This window comes from Plesiomonas sp. (genome assembly GCF_051650925.1).
Classification (GTDB): domain Bacteria; phylum Pseudomonadota; class Gammaproteobacteria; order Enterobacterales; family CAMTGL01; genus Plesiomonas.
The window spans coordinates 1-1234 of record NZ_JBOFRH010000226.1; the positions used below are offsets into that span (position 1 = coordinate 1).

The following is a 1234-nucleotide window of genomic DNA, read 5'->3' on the forward strand; positions in this document are numbered from 1 at the left end:
GAACTGCTGAAGCCCAGCGCACAGCGCAGGCCAACACCAATCAGGTCAAAATGGCGTTGAGCAGCATTCGCGAACAGGCGCAGTGGTTATCCGTTTCCAATGCACTGGGTGAGAGCTTACGCTCACAAATTGCCAAACTGCCAAAAATGCCCAAACCACAGCAGCTCGATCGTGAAATGGCCGATATTCGTGCCAAACGGATTCAGTTTGACGAAATGCTAAGCACCGCATTAACCGATGAACAAAAAGAGCAGATCGCGGCATTACCTAAAAATCAGCGGCAAATCTGGGATAGCCAGTATCAGATCCAACATGACTTGCTAACCTCTCTGATCACCGGTACGGATACCAGTATTTTAGAGTTAGCAAAGTTAAAAGTGGCCACCAATCAGCAGATTGATGCGCTCAAAGAGATCAAAATTGCCACCAACCGCTATCTGTTTTGGCTGCCCGATCTCAACCCCATAGGCTTTAGCTTTCCGCTGGCCGTGCTCAATGATATGCATCAGATTGTCTCGATGGATATCGCCGGACAAATTGCGCAGGGTTTTGCCGAAAGCGTACAGAGCGAAAGCGTTATCTGGATGATTGTGGCACTCTGCTTGGTGATTGCGGCTCGATACAGCCGTAACCGCTACCTCTGCTTTCTTGATATGGCCTCAAGCCGTGTCGGTAAAGTTACGCTCGACTCTTTCGGACTAACGCTGCGAACGCTTATCTGGTCAACTTGGTATGCACTGCCGGTACCCATTTTATTGGCCGCAGTGGGTAATGGTTTGCTCAATGCTTGGGCATATCCGGCCGCGATTGCATTTGGCGAAAGCCTACTTAGCCTCGTTCCGGTCATCAGCCTGTTTGTACTGACCGCCAATTTTGCCCGCGCCAAAGGGCTGTTTATCACCCATTTTGGCTGGAACAGTCAGCAAGTCAGCCGCGCGATGCGCTATTACGCGGTTTCACTGACCAGTTTTGTGCCGCTGTGGTGTATTTCTGATGCACTCAATTCACTCAATGATCGCCAGTTTAACGATACACTGGTCAGGCTTGCCTTTATCGGCCTGTGTATCGTATTGATGGTACTGACCGCCAGCCTAAAACGCGCCAAAGTTCCGCTATATCTGAACGCGCAAGGTTCGGGCCAGAACATGATTAACTATCTATTGTGGGGTGTAGTACTGGCAACCCCACCACTGGCAATTTTGTTCACCTGTTTAGGCTATCTCTCAACTTCACG

Annotated in this window: 1 pseudogene; it reads left to right on the forward strand. The window is 49.9% G+C overall.

The window, feature by feature from the left end:
* Positions 1 to 1234 (forward strand): annotated as a pseudogene (locus ACRC27_RS05380) (miniconductance mechanosensitive channel MscM); the annotation flags it as partial.